The sequence below is a fragment of the Alphaproteobacteria bacterium genome (assembly GCA_020638555.1).
Taxonomy (GTDB): Bacteria; Pseudomonadota; Alphaproteobacteria; order Bin95; family Bin95; genus JACKII01.
Map to the genome: position 1 here is coordinate 40490 of JACKII010000008.1, position 16947 is coordinate 57436.

The 16947-nt window shown below is 63.1% G+C and carries 12 protein-coding genes; 4 read left to right on the forward strand and 8 right to left on the reverse strand.

From position 1 onward, the window contains the following. Nucleotides 1–249: 249 nt before the first annotated feature. The 5 genes from H6844_20250 to H6844_20270 all read right to left on the reverse strand — a co-directional run bounded on the left by H6844_20250 (nucleotide 250) and on the right by H6844_20270 (nucleotide 5357). The gene (locus H6844_20250; protein MCB9931734.1) at nucleotides 250–618 is read right to left on the reverse strand and encodes a hypothetical protein; all 369 of its coding nucleotides are present in this window, start codon (nucleotides 616–618) and stop codon (nucleotides 250–252) included. Nucleotides 619–784: 166 nt separating this feature from the next. Next, complete coding sequence (locus tag H6844_20255; protein MCB9931735.1) at nucleotides 785–931, reverse strand: hypothetical protein; 147 nt, start codon at nucleotides 929–931, stop codon at nucleotides 785–787. Continuing rightward, nucleotides 931–2091, reverse strand: a complete 1161-nt coding sequence (locus H6844_20260; protein MCB9931736.1) for an MBOAT family protein — start codon at nucleotides 2089–2091, stop codon at nucleotides 931–933. The genes H6844_20255 and H6844_20260 overlap by 1 nt, the downstream gene beginning before the upstream one ends. A gap of 274 nt (nucleotides 2092–2365) precedes the next feature. Further along, a complete protein-coding gene (locus tag H6844_20265) occupies nucleotides 2366–4225 on the reverse strand; it encodes an AMP-binding protein (protein MCB9931737.1) in 1860 nt (619 codons plus the stop codon). Between the two features lie 28 nt (nucleotides 4226–4253). Then, nucleotides 4254–5357 carry an SGNH/GDSL hydrolase family protein gene (locus tag H6844_20270; GenBank protein MCB9931738.1) on the reverse strand — a complete coding sequence of 368 codons (1104 nt, stop codon included), beginning with the start codon at nucleotides 5355–5357 and terminating at the stop codon, nucleotides 4254–4256. 869 nt (nucleotides 5358–6226) lie between these two features. Here H6844_20270 and H6844_20275 point away from each other — a divergent pair. The 4 genes from H6844_20275 to H6844_20290 are packed head-to-tail and all read left to right on the forward strand — an operon-like array spanning nucleotide 6227 to nucleotide 10197. After that, entirely contained in the window at nucleotides 6227–6472 is a 246-nt protein-coding gene (locus tag H6844_20275) for an acyl carrier protein (GenBank protein ID MCB9931739.1), read from the forward strand. Then, nucleotides 6472–7728 (forward strand): type III PLP-dependent enzyme, encoded by a 1257-nt coding sequence (locus H6844_20280; protein MCB9931740.1) that lies wholly within the window; start codon nucleotides 6472–6474, stop codon nucleotides 7726–7728. The genes H6844_20275 and H6844_20280 overlap by 1 nt, the downstream gene beginning before the upstream one ends. A gap of 1 nt (nucleotide 7729) precedes the next feature. After that, nucleotides 7730–8677, forward strand: coding sequence for a sulfotransferase (locus tag H6844_20285; GenBank protein ID MCB9931741.1), 948 nt, complete (start codon nucleotides 7730–7732; stop codon nucleotides 8675–8677). Continuing rightward, the gene (locus H6844_20290; protein ID MCB9931742.1) at nucleotides 8674–10197 is read left to right on the forward strand and encodes an AMP-binding protein; all 1524 of its coding nucleotides are present in this window, start codon (nucleotides 8674–8676) and stop codon (nucleotides 10195–10197) included. The genes H6844_20285 and H6844_20290 overlap by 4 nt, the downstream gene beginning before the upstream one ends. 430 nt (nucleotides 10198–10627) lie before the next feature. On the opposite strand, the gene mfd is transcribed toward H6844_20290, so the two are convergent. From mfd to H6844_20305, 3 genes are all read right to left on the reverse strand, one after another. Further along, entirely contained in the window at nucleotides 10628–14137 is a 3510-nt protein-coding gene (gene mfd / locus H6844_20295; GenBank protein MCB9931743.1) for a transcription-repair coupling factor, read from the reverse strand. Continuing rightward, the gene (locus H6844_20300; GenBank protein ID MCB9931744.1) at nucleotides 14134–14415 is read right to left on the reverse strand and encodes a succinate dehydrogenase assembly factor 2; all 282 of its coding nucleotides are present in this window, start codon (nucleotides 14413–14415) and stop codon (nucleotides 14134–14136) included. Before H6844_20300 ends, mfd begins: the two co-directional genes overlap by 4 nt. A 73-nt stretch (nucleotides 14416–14488) precedes the next feature. Next, nucleotides 14489–16945: a ligase-associated DNA damage response DEXH box helicase gene (locus tag H6844_20305; protein ID MCB9931745.1), complete on the reverse strand. Its 2457-nt coding sequence runs from the start codon at nucleotides 16943–16945 to the stop codon at nucleotides 14489–14491. Between the last annotated feature and the right edge of the window lie 2 nt (nucleotides 16946–16947).

Here is a 16947-nt window from a genome sequence, read left to right on the forward strand (position 1 = left end):
TCCTTTATATAACCAAATGTTGTCATCGCAACCCGTGATCAGCTTCGACGCAAGCGTGAACAACTCTCAGCGGCCAACCCGCCGACACCGTCCGGGCATATAGCCCTTAGGGGTGGGTTCCGATTTTCAAAAAGCCAATAAGAATTCATATTTATGTTTGGACATTAAAATAAAAAAGATACAAATATGAATATATACCCAAAAATTACTTGAAATATAAGGGGCTGGATATTATAATGTGAGAAAATATTAAATGGATTCCTCATCCGAAAATTGTGCGCCCCCGAGAGCGTCGGCCGGCTCGTCCCACACCGGCGGCATCGGCCGCATGGCGGACTTCAGAGGCAACCCCTCCGGCTGGCGTCCTGCCAGGATGGCCGCGACCAGGTCGGGCGCCGGCAGGGTGAGGCGGAACACCCGGCAGAGACAGGGCCGGTTGATGCCCTCGGCCCGGGCGAGTTCGGTGAGGCTGGCATAGTGCCCGTCTTTGAGCAGGCGCTTCCAGCGTTGGGCAGGGGCCGGCTCGGCCCTGCCGCCGGACGGGACCATGACCTTGCGGCCGCCGCGCTCCGACACCCGGAACGGCACGCTGACGGTGAGGGCAGGGGCGTCCGTCATGCGGCCGCGCTCTCGGCCATACCGGTCTCGTGCGCCGGCCGCGCCTGTTCTGCCGGAAACAACTCGTCCCAGAGCGGCTCGGAAGTCCGGGACATGATGCTGGAAGCGGTTAAGAAGCGCTTCAGCGCGATCCGGGCGCCGCGCTGTATTCTACCGCGTTTCTCAACTAAAGGTTCAGGTAACGGAACTCGGCCGTCGGTTCGAACGACAACGCCACAATCGCCAGAATCAATGCCGCATACCAGAGCGCGCAAACGCCGATGGCCATGGGGCGCGGCAGGTGGTGCGAAAGAAAGCCAAAAATATTGTACATTATAGCCACCAGTACACGAAGATCGTGCCATAAACATCGAGCGCATCCGCGAATGTCGGCTCGCGAACGATCACGAAGCTCAGCCAGACAAAATGCACGGTCAGAAGGATGCAGAACGCATCTCGGAACGGCCGGAGTATAGGACTACGGATCGCAATGCCCCGACGGTCCTGAAAATTGTTCACGGCAGACCAGATCATCGTCGCGACGCCGTGAATCGCACCCCAGACCAGATATCGGAGGGATATTTCGTGCCAGACGCCGATGAACACCATGGTGCCAAAAATCGCAGCATACTGGTTGCGAGATAGCGCGAAGACCAGCGAGAACACGTGTTCCCGGGCAAAGCTGGTGAGCGATATATGCCAGTTGCGCCAGAACTCGGAAATGTTCGTGGCAAGGTAAGGCCAGTTGAAATTCTCCATGACCTTGTAGCCAAGCAACAATGCGAAGCCGATTGCCACATCGGAGAAACCCGAGAACTGAAAATACAGATTCAATCCGCGGATGACCATGTCGAGATATGTGGCCAGTGCGGCATTGGTCTCGTGCAAAGCGGCAACGTGGGAGGCGAGAACCCCTTCGATCAGATAATTGCCGAGAATGACGATTTTCGCATAGCCATAGACCATGCGTTGCAGCCCGAGGGAGATATTGTTGGCGTCCCAGCGCTTGTATTTCAGATCATTGAAAAAGGCAGGGAACCGATGGATCGGGCCGACAACAATGGTCGGCAGAAAAAATTGGTAAAGAAAGAAATGATCGAGGCGGTGCGGCTCCAGCGCGCCCTTGTACTGGTCGATGATGTAACATAGAAAGCGAATGGTATAGTAGGCCATGCCTAATGGCATGACGACGTCTCGGACGACGCCAGGCTCCATATCCGTGCTGGGCGATACCCATTTGAATCCCAGCAACACGGCAATCACCAAACCGCCCGCCGCCACGGCCCGCCATCCCGGCAAGGGATTGGCATTGCACAGGAAATAGACCGCTGTGGTTAAGCCCCCCAGCGCCACGGCAGACGTAGGCGAATGGATTGCCAGAAAGGCCAGCGTGACCGCGCCGAGAAAGATGTCCCGCCATTGCCGGGGGAAGAGCCAGTAGAGCGAGGCCACGCCGAACATCCAGGCCAGCCATTCCGCGGACAGAAAATGCACGCTATCCCCCCGTCCGCCAGCGCATGGCCTGGCACTGGGCTACGGTTCGAATTGGGCGCAGGCGCCGTATCCGTCGCTGTTCCCTGGCTATAAAACGCTGAGCCACCACTAAATCGCCAAGCCCGGCAGGCTGACGCCGGCGAGCCATAGGCCGACAACAGCCACCCCCACGCCGCCGATCAGGATTATGGTGAGGAACCACACGACAAGGGGTGGCGCTTCCGGTGGCTTGCTCATTGCAGGCATCCCATTACGTCCGACCGGAGCAATCGCATCAGCCGGCGGGCTTCATCTTGCGTTCGACCAATTCGATAACGTCTCCGATTTTGGCGACATTCATGATCTCGCGCGGCCGCAACTTGATCGAAAAGCGGTCTTCGATGGCGGTCAGGAACTCGATATGCGCGAGCGAGGTCCAGCCCGAAAGCGTATCCGGGTTGGATGGGGGCGTTATATCGGCAACCGGACACTTGAAAAACTCGGCAGCCACTTGCGCCACGGCGCCCAGAATGTCCGAATTATCGTTTGTCTCGGCAGCTCTGGCATGAGCGTTCCGGATTTCCTCCCGGACCGCCTCGATCAGCACCTTGCCGGCCGGACCGCGCGGCAATTCGGGCATGAAATGCACCGTCCCCGGGATCTTCTCCCGCGCCATCTTCTGCGCGCAATGGGTGGCGACATCTGCAGAAGTCAGCAAAGTGCCATCGGGCACTTCGAGGCAACAGGTCAGGCGCTCGCCCCAGATCGGGTCCGGCATGCCGAAGGTCACGGCATCCTGTACCCCCGGAATGGTGCGTAGGACGGAAGTCACATCCTCGGGGTAAACATTGATGCCGCCAACGATGATCACGTTCTTTTTGCGACCGACAATGCGGTAGAAGCCATCCTCGTCCAAGGCAGCCAGATCGCCGGTGTGGAACCAGCCATCTTTCAACACCTCCGCCGTTTCCGCCGGCGCGCGGAAATAGCCCCGCATGATGTGGTCGCCCCGCAGAACCAATTCGCCGACGCTGCCTGGCGCAACCTCCTTGCCCTCGTCATCGACGATGCGGGCCTCGCAATCGACCGGCTTTCCGACCGTGCCGACCTTCCGGGTATCCGGCGTTGGCCCGCAATACAGCGCCTCGCACACCGTCTCGGTCAGGCCGTAGACGTTGACAACGGACACGTTGTAGCCACTTTCGATCCGCGTCCAAATGGCGGGGTCGAGAAAGGCGGCAGTGGAAATGATGAACCTGAAATCGCCGGTGCGCAGGCAATCGCCGCAGTCGTCGATCAGATTGCCCATCAGGCCCAAAATGGTTGGCACCGTGATGAAATGGGTGATTTGCAGCGTATAGATGCTGCGCAAAATCGGCTCCAACGTGTCGACGCGCAGCGGCTGCGGCCGATGCAATGTGGCGCCCGCATGAAATGCCAGTACCGCCCCGTGCGTCAGGCCATCGGTGTGGTGCATCGGCAGCAGGTTGAGCAGATTTACCTTCTCGTCAAAACCGTATTGGCGCACAAAGGTCTGCTCCTGCGCGAACAGGTTATTGTGCGTGATTTCAACGCCTTTCGGGCGGGAAGTCGTGCCGGAGGTAAACAGGATATAGGCAAGCGCCTCGTCGGTCAGGTCGCCGGGCAGCGGCCCTTCCTCCAGTGCGGAGAGACAGGCAGGATATGTCTCCGCTGCACGGGCGCTTTGCCGGCCGAAAAGACGGCCGATTTTCGATTTGCCTTGCGTTTCCGTCGCGGCGCCGTCGATGCGGACCGTAATCTGCGGCGCGCCTTCCGACCGATCCAGCGCATGCTGAGACAGATAGGACGCATCCGCAAACAACCCCAGCGCATCCGACGCACGCATGAGCGATTCGGCTTCCGACAAAGGTGCATGCGGGTCCAGCACGATGGTGGTCAAGCCAAGGCGAAGGAACGACAGGAAAAGCATGATCAGCGAACGATCATCCTCGGTGATCACGATGACGCGGTCGCCGGGCTTCAGGCCCAGATTGGCACAAAGCGCTGCCGTTTTCCGCACGCCCGCGAACAGGTCGCCATAAGTCAGCGGACGCGGCCCCGCCAGTAACGGCTTGCGGCGCGGTACGGATTGCTCAAGCCGCTCATACGCGGCAATCCAGGGGGAAGAAGCCATAATGATTGCGTCGCCTTTATCGGATTGGTTATTTATCGGATTGGTCACAAGCAGCGGCGAATTTCACCCTCTTGCTCTCGATCACATCCGCAAGGCGATCGCCAATGGCAGCGCCATAAGCCACCGAGCCTTGCGGACTAAAATGGTTCGAGTCCGCAAAGTAGGATGGTTTCGGTTGCATCAACCCCCACCACTGAATGATCGGAGTATGTTGGGCTTGCCCGAACTCGGTCAACGCAGCGTCGAACCGCTGGCGGGTATCAATCAGCGCGTCATAGGACATGTAAGGCATGAAAAAGACGTCCGTCTTGGCCGCTTCGTCGTATAGGCGCAGGTCCAGACCTTCCCGCAGCCAGCCCGGAATGGACATGATCACGGGCAACGCGCCAGTGCCGGTCACAGCAAGGCGCATTTGCGCCAATTCCGCCTTGTAATCCGTGATCAGGTCGAAGCGGCTGACATCCAGTTTTCCGACATTCGAATGTGCCGCCCGTTGTCGGCGGATGACCACGGCATTCTTCTCCAGTTTGGCCCAAAAGCGTGAAATCTCCGCCAATAGCGACGGCGAATAGTGCGTGCCGTTGGTCAGATGAGCGGCCGCGGCATAGTCATTCAGTTTTTCATTAAACCCGCCCGCCCAAATAACCACCAAATCCGGTTCCGTCTTGGCTACGTTGTGCTGGAAATAGGTGGTGGTCTCCGCCAAGCCGAAGCCGGGCACACCGGCATTCAGGTAATCGAAGTCACAGTTGGGCAGCCGGTCCCTGACGACCTTCATGGCCTGAGCGGCCCATGTCTTGCGGTCGTCCGTCACATTTGGGTCCAGCGTGCTGGATGAACCGACAAAGGCCAGCCGGATGCGTCCGGGTGGCTTGGGCATCTCCAATTCATCGCCTCTGAAACCAAGGCTGTTGAATTGCAACTTCCCTAGGGCAGCATTCGGGCGTGGAATGCGCAATCCGGTTTCCGGGTCGATATAAAACGAGTCCGATTTTTCGACATCGGCTTGGCCACCGAATTGGCGCCATTGTTGCAGGAATAGCGCGGCCTCTCCCGCAAGAACCCATCCAAACGCAAGCGCGGCAATTACAAGACCGGTCAGAATTTCTTTTTGTCTTAGCGTTAAATTCATTATCTCCCCCAATTCAAAAGGAATTATGTTAGAGATATTTTCCAGGATGAGACAATTATATTTGGAGCATGCTTCAAAAAGTCGGCCGGCAGGATTGCTGTAAGCATCGGCATTAACCGGTAGGTGGTCTAAGCTGGCGGCCGAACCTTATCGTTTTCCACCTAGGGGTGCAAGCGGGTAACACGCTACCGGAAGTCGCGATTTCGCAAAACGTTACCCCGGCTCAGCGCGCCGTATCGGGCGATTGGATCGGTGTAGTACGCTTCGGTTCGCGCGTTCGCCGTAATCTCAGAGCCGGATTTGAAAGAATATCAGAGACGGATTTGAAAGTAATCAAGTCATATCAAAAAATTATGATGCGACCGTTATTGTCGGGAAGTTGGGGAATCGGATGCCCTGGAAAGATATCACCTGCCAGCGGCACAGACGGGACCAACTGCGCTACCCAAGCGATTTAACCGAGGCGGGATGGGCCTTTGTGGCGCCTCTCATTGCGCCTGCAAAGCCCGCGGCAGTGGGGCGTCTAGCCGCCTTCGCCTGGCTCGGCCGCTGCCACCGATTGGCCAGAGGCTGGGAACGTTCAATCGAAAGTTCGACCGCGTGGATCACCGTCGCCAGCATCCACCTTATGATGCGGGGGCCGGCAACATATTGCTTCCCTTCAAGAATTTTTGAACCGGGCTCTCAAACAAGAGGGCGACGCCGCAATTGTTGCGTCATATGGTGCCACGCATGGAGTTCGTTGATGCAGCCATAACGGTTTGTAGGTATATGCATCCTATCGACCGGCCGGGACAAACTTCAAATTTTACAGATTTCACGGTCGGCAGTGCATGTGAATTCCCATTTTTCGGAAGGTTCACCGGGGTATGGCTATCACCGAGGAATCGCTAAAAGCGGTGCTCGAAGACGACATGGGTATCGATGTTACCGACATTGGTCCGCAAACCCTGCTTTTCAGCACCGGCATTATCGATAGCTTCGCTCTCGTAACCCTCATGACCTACCTGGAAAAGGAGGGCAAATTTCGCGTCGATCCGGCCGACGTGAATTTGGAGAATATGGACAGCATCGAGCGAATTTTGACGTATGTCGAGCGAGCGACGAGCGCTTGATGAAGCCAAGCCTGCTCCGCCAAGCTGCGGCCGATTACGGGACGCCGCTCTATGTGTATGATGTCGACATCGTTCGCGCCCGGTTTGCAGAGCTTGATGCGCTGTTCGGCGGTCGGTTCGGTGTTAGTTATGCCGTCAAATCCAACCCGAATATCGGCTTGCTTTCCGCCATTCGCGATTGCGTGACCACGTTCGACGTCAGTTCTTATGGCGAAATGGAGCGTGCGCTCTCCTCTGGCTGTCCCGCGTCTGATGTGACGTTTTCCGGTCCCGGCAAGCGGGTGGAGGAAATCCACCGCGCGGTCCGTGCGGGCCTCGGTGAGTTGGTGCTGGAATCGGTCGAAGAAGCGGAAATCGCAAACGCCGCCGCTGGCGAATTCGGCTGCAAGCAAGGCGCGTTGCTGCGCATAAATCCCATTTCGGTGCCGCGGCGCTTCGGCGTCAACATGGCCGGTAAACCCAGCCAATTCGGCGTCGACGAAGAAGACATCGAGACAGCGATTCCCCGCATCTTGGCGTTGCCGAACATCGACCTGATCGGCTTCCACATTTATTCCGGGACCAACAGCCTCAGCCACGAGGCGATTGCAGAGAATTTTGCCATTTTCTTGGAGGTTTTCCGCAAAGCCGCAACCCTCACGGGGCGCCCCCCGCAAAAGCTGGTGTTCGGCTCGGGCTTCGGGCTTCCCTATCTGCCGACTGACGAGACCCTGGATGTGGCGGCACTCGCAGCCCAGGTCATCCCGGCCATCGATGCCTTCAGGGCCGAGCCCTTGATGGGGGAGGCAGAGTTGGTGCTGGAGATGGGGCGCTGGCTTGTCGGCCCGGCCGGATGGCTGCTTACCGCCGTCATTGGCGGCAAGACCAGCCGCGGCACGACCTTTCGCATTTGCGATGCGGGCTTCAACAATCATCTGGCCGCCTGCGGCATGATGGGGACGGTGATCCGCCGGAATTGGCGCTTCGCCAATATCTCTCGCCCCGAGGCAGAGGAGGAGGTCTACACGCTTGTCGGCCCGCTCTGCACGACGATCGACGTTCTGGCAAGCGCCATTGCCTTGCCCCGGCTCGAAACCGGCGATGTGATCGCCATCGACTATTCCGGCGCCTATGGCCTGACCGCAAGCCCGACCCGCTTCATCAGCCATCCGGAACCACGGGAAGTCCTGCTCGAAGGCAGCGAGGTGCGCGACGTGACCGAAAGCCTGCTGAACCACTGGCCGAGCACTGGCCCAATGCCGAGGCAAGCGGATTGACATGCCAGACTTGAAAGACAAGGCCGCAGCCCGGCGTTTCGTTGTCCTGGGTTTCCCCAGGTCCGGCACCACGTTGCTGCGGCGCCTTCTCGATGCGCATCCGCAAATCAGTTGTCCGCCCGAAACGAACCTCCTGGCCGGCTGCGGGCGCTTCCTGGAAGAAGTGCCGATGGTTGCGGGCCTGTCTGTCGGCGTGCGCTCCGGCCTGGCGTTTTCGGATATCGAGCCGGACGAGGTATGCCAACAGCTCCGCGAGTTGGTGTTCGGCTTTCACCGTCGCATCGCCGGCGACAAGCCTGTCTGGGTTGAGAAGACCGCCGCCGACATCTTCTACCTCGACCAACTCGAACCGCTTTTGGCCGGCCATTGCCGCTTTCTCTGCGTCACACGCCACCCCCTGGACACGATCGTCTCAGTCAAGGATTTGTGCGACAGCATGGACCAATTCCTGCCGGAATTGCTGCCTTTCGTGCGCCGCCATGGCAGCCTGTTCGATGCATTCGCCGAGGCTTGGATCGATCGCGCGCAAGCCCTGGCCGAATTTGTCGAGCGCAATGCCGACCATTGCTTCGCCTATCGCTACGAGGATTTGGTTGCCGACCCGGAGGGCATCATGACCCGCATGCTGGCCTTCATGGGTATCGATGGTGGGGTGGAGACGATGTTGCGCGCGGCCTTTGGCGATATGGCCAGGGTCGGGCTCGGTGATTGGCGCACCTATGAGACGTCCGGGGTGGCTGCCGATCGTGTGGAGCGGTGGCGCAGCGCCTTGCCGGAAGGCACAGTGGCACGCATCATGCCGGCGTTGGAGCCGGTGATGCAGAGCTGCGGCTATCCCATTCCGAAGGTGCGCGCGAGCGCCACCGGCGCGCTTGCCATTCGCCGCTACACAATGTCGAAACAACTGTTGCAGAACATGCAGAGGACCGAGCGAAGCGAGGGCGAATGACCGCGGACCTTTGGAGCCGTTTTTGCGCCAACGCTGCCCACGCGCCGAACCGCCCTGCCTTTCTTTGTGGTGAGCGCACGGAAACGTTTGCAAGTCTGGAAGCCAAAGCAGCGGCTGCGGCCACACGTCTGACAGCCGAAGGTTTCGCACCGGGCGAGCGTTGTGTGGTTTGGGCTGAAAACAGTCCGGATGTCGCCATCGTTATCCTCGGCATTTTGGCCGCCGCCGGCGTCCCTGTGCTGCTGCATGCAGAGGCGCCGGCCTCGCATTTGACTGTTGCACTGACACGGACCGGGGCACGCCTCTGCGTGGCCGACGAAAGACGCTACGAAGCGGCGGAGATTGCAGATAAGCGTCTCGCGGTCGCCGCGATCGCCAGCGATGCTTCGGCAAAGGGCAGCCGCAGCGGGCATCAAACGCGGATGCTGGCGAGCGAGCCGGCCTCGGTGCTTTTTACTTCCGGCTCGACCGGCCTGCCGAAAGGCGTCACGCAATCGCACGCAAACCTGCTTTGGGGATGCGATACGGTCGGCCATGTGCTGGGACTGCGTGCCGATGACCGCATCCTTTGCGCCATTCCCTGGGCGTTCGACTATGGCTGGGGGCAGTTGCTCTCCACTTTGATGCGCGGCATCACCCAGATCCTGCCACTCGGCCGGAGCGCGTTCAATGTCTGCGAGGCGCTGGCAAGGCACCGTCCGACCGTGCTTCCGATGGTGCCTTCGCTTATGGCAAACCTGATCCGCGGCGTCTCGCCGTTGGCTGACACGTCCCGCGACTCACTTCGGCTGCTGACCAACACGGGCTCCAAAATTCCGGATACGCTGCTCCCCGAAATCCGCGCGCTGTTCCCGGACGCTGCCCTCAGCCTGAACTATGGCCTGACCGAGACCTATCGCTCTGCCTCGCTGCCGCTTGCGATGGCGAGCGACTTTCCGCACTCCGTCGGCTTTGCCATTCCAGGGGCCGGGCTTGCGGTGCTGGACGAAGGCGGCCACGAACTGCCCGCCGGCGAGACCGGTCAGATCGTTCACCGCGGTGCCGGCGTGTTTCTCGGCTATTGGGGGGACCCAGAGAAAACCGCTCTCTCGCGCCGCCCGGACCCACTTTGGCGTTTCCCCGGCGTGCCGGCGCCGCCAGCGGTCTTTACCGGCGATCTGGGATGGAAGGACGACGGCGGACGGCTGTACATCAAGGGACGCGCCGACCGCCAGATCAAGTCGATGGGCGTGCGCGTCAGCCCGGACGAGGTCGAACATCTGCTTGATGCGAGCGGCCTGGTGAGGGAAGTCGCCATCGTCGCACGCCCGCACGAATTCGTTGGCGAGCAAGTGGTGGCAGTCTTCGTGTCGAAGGATCCGGCGGCCAATCCGACACCGCAATTGAAACGCCATGCGCGGGCCACCATGAGCCCGTATATGCAGCCCATGGCCTATATCAAACTCGAAAACCTGCCGCGCACGCCCAGTGGCAAGGTCGACTACCAAACACTCACGCAATTGGCCGCTCAGAACGGATAAGCGGCTGGTCAGGTAACGGCGGCGTGCAAGATCTCCTGATATCGGGTGAGCAACGCCTCGGCCTTTTCCTGCGGGAGATGAACCGGCAATTTCGAAGCGGCGCTCTCCGGATGCTGAGCGGATAGACCCCAAAATTTTTCCATGGGATTTTGGCAGCCTGATCGGCAAGCGGGATACACCTTGGCAACGCTGCCAACCTGTCCAAACGACCAGGACCGCCTCTGCGACCGGCTTTCCCGCCGTGTAATACCTAGCGCGCTTTCGGTACTGGTTGCCCAACACTCCGGCCCCATCTCCCGCGCAAGCGGGAGCCCATGCCGGAGAGCTTCTCACAGGACACGGACACTCTGTATTTGTCTCTCAGGCATGGGTCCCCGCTTCCGCGAGGACAGGGAAGCGGGGCTGTTGAGCCAGCCGGAAAAAAACCTATTCAGCCGGCCTGCGCCGCCAGCTTGGCCAGGGTCTCGGTCAGGCGCGCGACGCCGTTCAGGCGGCTTTGCGGCTTCGGCCAGTCGCGCACCACCACCAGCTTGTGATCCGGCCGCAGCTTGGCCTTGCCGTCCTGGCGTTGCAGGAATTGCACCAGCCCTTGCGGGTTCGGGAACCGGTCGTGGCGGAAGGTGAGCACGGCGCCCTTCGGTCCGGCGTCCACCTTCTCGATCATCGCCTGGCGGCAAAGCGCCTTGATGGCGATCACGTCCAGCAGGTTCTTGGCCTCGTCCGGCACCGGCCCGAACCGGTCGCCCAACTCCGCCGCGAACGCATCGATGTCCTGGCGTGTGTCCAGCACCGACAGGCGGCGGTAGAGATTGAGGCGAATGTTCAATTCCGGCACATAACTTTCCGGAATCAGGACCGAAGTGCCGATATTGATGGTCGGCGTCCAGCGCTCCTCGCGCGGGCCGGCGTCGCTCGCATCGCCGCTTTCGCGCGCCTCGGCGACGGCTTCCTCCAGCATCTGCTGGTACAGTTCGATGCCGACCTCGCGGATCTGGCCGGACTGCTCCTCGCCCAGCAGATTGCCCGCGCCGCGAATGTCGAGGTCGTGGCTGGCAACGGTGAAGCCGGCGCCCAGATGATCCAGGGTCTGCATCACCTCCAGGCGCCGCTGGGCGGTCTTGGTGATGGTGACGTCGTTGGGCAGGGTCAGATAGGCATAGGCCCGCACCTTGCCCCGGCCGATCCGCCCGCGGATCTGATACAGCTGACCAAGCCCGAACATGTCGGAACGGTGCACGATCAACGTGTTGGCGTTGGGAATGTCCAAGCCGCTTTCAATGATGTTGGTGGCGATCAGCATGTCGAACCGGCGGTCGTAGAAGCCGTTCATCACGTCTTCCAGGTCCTTGGCCGGCAGGCCGCCATGGGCCACGGCGATCTTCAGTTCCGGCAGAAGTTCCCGCACCTGATCCTCGACCTGGCGCAGGTGGCGCACGCGCGGGCAGACATAGAACACCTGGCCACCGCGGAACAGTTCGCGCTGGATCGCCTCGCGGATCACCAGCGGGTCGTAGGGTTGCACGAAGGTGCGCACGGCCAGCCGGTCGACCGGCGGCGTTGCGATCAGGCTCATTTCCCGCACGCCGGAGAGCGCCAGTTGCAGCGTGCGCGGGATCGGCGTCGCCGTCATGGTGAGGACGTGGATGTCGGCCCGCATCTTCTTCAGGCGTTCCTTGTGCGCGACGCCGAAATGCTGTTCTTCGTCAACGATCAACAAGCCCAACCGGCCGAATTGGATCGATTTGGCGAGCAGGGCGTGCGTGCCGACGATGATGTCCACCTGCCCCTCGGCCAGGCCCTTCTTCACCTCGGTTGCGCGCTTGCCGGTGACGAGGCGCGAGAGTTGCTCGACCCGCACCGGCAGGCCCTGGAACCGCTCGGCGAAGGTCTTGTAATGCTGGCGGGCTAGCAGGGTGGTCGGCACGACGACGGCGACCTGATAGCCCTCCATCACCGCCAGGAAGGCCGCACGCAATGCCACCTCGGTCTTGCCGAAGCCGACGTCGCCGCAGACCAGCCGGTCCATCGGCCGGCCGCTGGCGAGGTCGTCCAGCACGTCGTCGATGGCCTTGATCTGGTCGTCGGTTTCGGCGTGGGGGAAGCGGGCGCAGAATTCGGCCCAGGCGCCCTCCGGCGGGTGCAGTTCGTCGGCCTGGTGCAGGGCGCGGGCGGCGGCGGTCTGGATCAACTCGCCCGCCATTTCGCGGATGCGATCCTTGAGCTTCGCCTTGCGCGACTGCCAGTTGGCGCTGCCCAGCCGGTCGAGTTGCACCGTGCCGTGATCGCTGCCGTAACGGCTCAGAACCTCTATGTTTTCAACGGGAACATAGAGTTTGTTGTCGTCATGATAGAGGAGCTTCAGGCAGTCGTGCGCCGCGCCGCCGGCGGTGACGGTCTCCAGCCCGGCATAGCGGCCGATGCCATGGTCGAGATGCACGACCAGGTCGCCCTCGGCGATCTCGCTCACCTCGGTCAGGAACTGGTCGGCGCGGCGGCGCCGGCGCGGGCGGCGGCTGATGCGTTCGCCCAGCAGGTCCTGCTCACTGAACACGACGAGGCCGTCGGCCTGGAAGCCGTGTTCCAACTCCCAGACCGTGGTGGCGAGCGGCGGCAGTTTCACGCCGGTCTCGACCGCCTGGCTGGCGAGTCCCGCCCGGTCCTGCATCAGGTCGGCGAGGCGGGCGGCGGCGCCGGCGGAGTAGGCCGCGACCAGCACGCGCCGGCCGTGTTTCTGCTCCAACTGGATGCGCTCGGCGACGGCGGCATAGAGCTCCGCATCGCCCTGGATCCGCGCCTCGGCGAAGTCGCGCACGCGGCGGGCGCCCAGGTCGAACACCTCGCCGCCATGGCTGTCGTCGGCGGCGAAGCGGTGCCAGGTCGCCACCGCCCGCTCGTCGGCGAGCGCGAACCATTCTTCCGGCGTCATGTAGAGCCGGTCGGGCGGCAAGGGCCGATAGACCCCGCCCTCGCCGGCGCCCATGGTCTCGGCCAGTTGCAGGCGGGCGGTGAAGTGGTCGGCGATGGTGTCGAACCGGGCGCGCTGGGCCTCGGCGAACTGTTCGTCCAGGATCAGCGCGGCGTCGGTGGGCAGATAGTCGAGCACGGTCGCGAGCCGGTCGTGGAACAGCGGCAGCCAGTGCTCCATGCCCGGATGCTTGCGGCCGGCGCTGACGCTCTCATAGAGCCGGTCGTTCGGCCCCGGAATGCCGAATTCCGACCGGTAGCCGACCCGGAAGCGCTCGATCGCGTCCGGGGTCAGGCGTAACTCGTTCACCGGCGCAATGGCGAACCGCTTCACATTGCCGGTGGAGCGCTGCGTCAGCGGATCGAAATGGCGGATGGTCTCGATTTCGTCGCCGAACAGGTCGAGCCGCAGCGGCTGGTCCTCGGCCGGCGGGAACAGGTCGATCAGCCCGCCGCGCACCGCGTACTCGCCCGGCTCCATCACCGTGTCGGTGCGGTTGTAGCCGTTGGCGTTGAGGAAGGCCGTCAGCGCCTCCAGATCCAGCCGTCCGCCCTTCTGCGCCTGAAACCGGGCGTTCTCGAAAAAGGCGCGCGGCGGCACCCGCTGCACCAGGGCGTTGACCGTCGTCACCAGCAGCCGCGGCGGCCGCTCCACCAGGCGGCCGAGCGTCGCGATGCGGGCGCTCAGCACGTCGGCCTGGGGGCTGGAGCGGTCGTAGGGCAGGCAGTCCCACGCCGGCAGGAACAGCGTGTCGGCCTTGGGCGCGAAGAAGCGCACGCCCGCCAGCAGGCGCAGCGCCTTTTCCTCGTCCAGCGCCACCGCCAGCACGCACGGCATGTGCGGGTCGGCGAGGGCATGCGCCAGCCAGCGCGCATCGGCCCCTTCCGGCGCACCCGCCAGCGTCAGCCGGCCGGGCAGGCGAAACGCCTGGGCGTCCAGCGCCGGCTTCTGGTCGAGGGCGGCCGCGTCGTTCATACGCTCGGCCGGAACGCCAGCAGCCGGTCCAGCACGGGCGAGCGCAGATTGGCCGGCACCGGCTCCAGGCCGGTGATCCAGTCCATCAGTTCCGGGTCGATCCGGTCCAGGATCTGCCCGAACTGTGCCAGTTCTTCCGCCGACATGTCGGCCAGATAGGCGTCGGCGAAGCGGCCCAGGATCAGGTCGCTTTCCTTGGTCCCCCGGTGCCACGCCCGGAAGTGCAGGCGCTTGCGGGTCTTTTCGAGGTCGGTCATCGCAGGCTCTGTCTGTGTCATGGCGTGACCATGTGCGCGTCCCGGGCCGGGAACGCAAGGCGTCTTGTTGACCGGTGGGGCAGGGGGCGGCGCCTCACAGCGCCAGCAAGGCCTGGTCGCCGTCGCCCGCCATCGCCTCGGCAATCAGCGCGTCGGCGTCCTCCACCTCCACCTCGCGCAGCAACTGGTCGAGGGCGGCGTGGTCGTAGACGCTTTCCCGCCCGACCTCCAGCAGCACCGGCACCGCCAGCGGCGACACCCGGTCGAGCCGGCGCCAGTCGATGCGGCCGCGGGCGCGGGCCAGCAACTCGCCCAGCCGGCCGATATCGGTCAGGCCGCGGGCGGCGTCGCGCCGGGTGGCGCGCAATAGCAGATGGTCCGGCTCGTGCCGGCGCAACACGTCATAGATCAGGTCGGCGTTGAAGGTCACCTGCTTGCGGGTTTTCTCCTGGCCCGGATGCCGGCGCTCGATCAGCCCGGCGATGACGGCGACATTGCGGAAGGTGCGCTTCAACAGCGAGCTTTCGGCCATCCACTCTTCCAGGTCGTCGCCCAGCATGTCCTCGGCGAACAGGGCTTTCAGGTCGCGCGGCTCGGCCAGGGACCAGACCGCGATCACATAGTCGGTGGCGACGAAGCCCAGCGGCCCCAGCCCGGCCCGCTGCATCCGCCGCGTCAGCAGCATGCCCAGCGTCTGGTGCGCGTTCCGGCCCTCGAAGCAATAGGCGACGGTGTAGTATTTGCCGCCGCGCGGGAAGGTCTCGACCAGCAGGCCGTCCCGCTTCGGCAGCACGCTTTTCCAGCGCTGCACCCGCAGCCATTCCAGCACGTCCGCCGGCATGCCCTGCCAGCGCCGCGGATCGGCCAGGATCGCCCGCACGCCGTCGGCCAGATGCGTGGTGAGCGGCAGGCGGCCGCCGCCATAGGCCGGCACTTTCGGCGCCTCGCCGCTGGCGCGCCGTGTCGCCACCATCGTTTCGCGCACGCCCAGGAATTCCAGCACCTGGCCCGCGAACATGAAGGTGTCGCCGGGCACCAGGCCCTGCACGAAAATTTCCTCCACCTCGCCGACCACGCGGCCGCCGACCCGCACTTTCAGGGTCGGCGACTCGACGATGGTGCCGATATTCATGCGATAGGCGCGGGCGAAGCGCTGGTGGGCGATGCCCAGCCGTCCGCCGCCGGCGGGCCTGAGCCGCCGGTAGCGCTCGTATTCGCCCAGCGCATAGCCGCCGGTAGCGACGAAGCCCACCACATCGTCGAAATCCCGCCGGTCGAGCCCGGCATAGGGGCCGGCGCGTGTGACTTCTCCGTAGAGCGCGTCCGGGTGAAACGGCCCGCTGCACGCCATCCCCACCACGTGCTGCGCCAGCACGTCGAGCCCGCCCGGCTGCGGCGGTGGCCCGTCCAACTGGCCGGCCTCGATGGCGTCGAGCGCCGCCTGGCACTCCAGCAGTTCGAACCGGTTCGCCGGCACCAGGATCGCCTTCGACGGCTCGCCGAGCCGGTGGTTCGCCCGGCCGATCCGCTGCAACAGCCGCGAGACGCCCTTGGGCGCGCCCACCTGCAACACCAGGTCGACATCGCCCCAGTCGATGCCCAGGTCCAGTGAGGATGTGGCCACCACCGCCCGCAGCGCACCCCGCGCCATGGCGGCTTCGACCTTGCGCCGTTGCTCCGCCGAGAGCGAGCCGTGGTGCAGGGCGATGGGCAGATTGTCCGCGTTGATGTGCCAGAGCGCCTGGAAGATCAACTCCGCCTGGGCGCGGGTGTTGACGAAGACGATGCTGGTGCGGTGGTCGCGCAGGGCCTGGTAGATCGGCTCGACGGCATAGAGCGCCATGTGGCCGGACCAGGGCATGCGCCCTTCCGGCGTCATGATCCGGATGTCCGGCTTCACGCCGCCCCGCCCGATTACCAGGCGCACGTCGTCGTCGCGGCCGGCGCTGGGTGACAGCCAGCGGGCCAGTGCCGCCCGGTCGGCCACCGTCGCCGACAGGCCGACCCGCCTGAGCCCCGGCGCCAGCGCCTGCAAGCGCGACAGGCCGAGCGCCAGCAGGTCGCCGCGCTTGTTGTCGGCCAGCGCGTGCAACTCGTCGACGATCACCGCCCGCAAGCCGCCGAACAGGTCCGGCGCTTCCGGATAGGACAGCAGCAGCGCCAGCGATTCCGGCGTGGTCAGCAGAAAGTGCGGCGGCTGGCTTTTCTGGCGCGCGCGCTTTTTTGCCGGCGTGTCGCCGGTGCGGGTTTCGGCGGTGATGGCGAGGCCCATTTCGGCCAGCGGGGCCTCCAGATTGCGGTGGATATCCACCGCCAGCGCCTTCAGCGGCGAAATGTAGAGCGTGTGCAGCCCGTCCGGCAGATCGCGGCGGATCAGGTCGGCGATGGAGGGCAGGAATCCCGCCAATGTCTTGCCGCCGCCGGTGGGCGCGATCAGCAGCGCGCTTTCGTCCACAGCCGCGGCGCGCAGCAAGGAAATCTGGTGCGCATGCGGGCGCCAGCCGCGGTTTTGGAACCAGTTTTCGACCGGTTTGGGAAGGAATTCGGCCATTT